Genomic DNA, 1,920 nt, shown 5'->3' on the forward strand with positions numbered 1-1,920 from the left:
CCCGGCCGGTTCAGGTAGCCCCGCGCCAGACCCGAGCCACCCAGATAAAGCTCGCCCACCACCCCCAGAGGAACCGGGTTCAGGTCGCCGTCCAGGACATATCCCTGGGTTCCAGCGATGGGGCGGCCGATGTTGGCACGACCTCCCGGCTCGCGGCGGGTCACGGTGGAGTAGGTTGTGTCCTCCGACGGACCATAGAGGTCGTAGACATCGGCGATGCCGGCTGCATAAAGCTCGTCCACCAGCGACTGGGCCAGCGGCTCGCCCGCCAGATTGACGGTGCGAACACCGGGGGGGATGCCGCCGGACCGCAGAAGGCCGGCAATCGCCGACGGCACGGTATTGATCAGGCGCACGCGGTCGCGGGCCGGCAGGTCAGGCAAGCTCAGGGCGTTGTCGGCCATCACCACATGGCCACCGGCACTCAGCGTGACGAAGAACTCCCAGACCGAAAGGTCGAAGCAGACGGAGGTCGAGGCCAGGACCCCCTGCAACTGCTCCGGCCGGTAGATCCGCAATGCCCAGTCGATGAGAGCGGAGGCGTTGCGGTGCTCGATCACCACACCCTTCGGCCGGCCGGTCGAGCCGGAGGTATAGATCACATAGGCGGCGTCCTCCGCCCTGTTGACCGGCCGTGGATCGTGATCCGGGCAGCTCTCCAGATCGAGCGCCGGGTCGTCTAGCGCCAGAATGCGCAGACCCTCGCCGGTCGGGAGCCGCGGCAGCAGGCTGCGCTGCGTCAGCACGAGCGCCGCCCGGCTGTCGGCCAGCATGTAGGCGACGCGATCGGTGGGATATTCGGGGTCGAGCGGGACATAGGCGCCACCCGCCTTCAGGATCGCCAGGAGGCCGGTCGGCAGAACCTCCGTCCGCTCAAGCATGACGGCAACCGGGACGCCGGGCGCCACGCCGAGCGCGCGCATCCGGTGAGCGAGCCGGTTGGCCAACCGGTTGAGTTCGGCATAGCTCAGACTCCGAGTGCCGGCGATCACCGCGTTGGCATCCGGCGTGCGAGCGGCCTGGGCTTCGAACAGACGCGGCAAGGGCGTGGCGTCCATCGGCTCCTGCCGGTTCCAGGCGCCGAGAATACGACCCCGATCGATCCCGTCCAGCACGGAGAGGGCACCGAGCGGCAGGTCTGGAGCGTCTGCCATGGCCAGCAGCAGGCGGCGCAGATGGCCGGCGACACGCAGCACCGCCGGTCCCGCCACATGGGCGCGGTCGTAGCGGTGGTGCAGTTCCAGCCGGTCGCCGGGCATGATCGCGATGGTCAGCGGATAGCTGGTGCGCTCGTAACCGACCACCGGGGAGAAGCGCAGGCCATCCGGGCTTCCCTGGCGCAGCGCTTCGGCGACCGGATAGCTTTCGAACACCAGCAAGCTGTCGAACAGGGCGCCGCCGGCATCGCCCGAGGCTGTCTGGCCCGACCAATGCTGAATGTCGGCCAGGGGCGTGTGCTCGTGTTCGCGCAGGTCGAGATTGCGATGCTGGACCGTGCGGAGCCAGTCTGCCACCGGCATCGCCGGATTGGGCGTCAGGATCACCGGAAGCGTGTTGATGAACAGGCCCAGCCGATGCTCCACCCCCGGCAGCTCAGCCGGGCGGCCGGATACGGTGGTGCCGAAGGCGACGGTGTCCTGGCCGCCATGCTGGCGCAACAGGACCGCCCAGGCCGCCTGCATCAGGGTGTTCAGCGTGACGTCGCAGTGCCGCGCGAGGTCGGCGAGACGGCGGGTCTCCTCCACCGTGAAGACGCAGCGATATTCGCCCTGACCCTCGCGGTCCGCCGGGGAGTCCGCCCGCGGGTCGGACGGCAGCAGAGAGACGATCCTCGTCGGCTGGTCGATTTCAGCGGTGCGGGCCCGCCAGAAGGCCTCCGACGCCGCCCGGTCACGCCCCTGCAGCCACGCCACATGGTCG

Annotated in this window: 1 protein-coding gene; it reads right to left on the reverse strand. The window is 69.3% G+C overall.

Translation table 11 applies throughout. The annotated features are described in order from the left end of the window. On the reverse strand, positions 1-1,920 hold a 1,920-nt coding region (locus J2848_RS35765; protein WP_253568871.1), incomplete at both ends, for an AMP-binding protein.

The sequence above is a fragment of the Azospirillum lipoferum genome (assembly GCF_024170005.1).
Taxonomy (GTDB): domain Bacteria; phylum Pseudomonadota; class Alphaproteobacteria; order Azospirillales; family Azospirillaceae; genus Azospirillum; species Azospirillum lipoferum.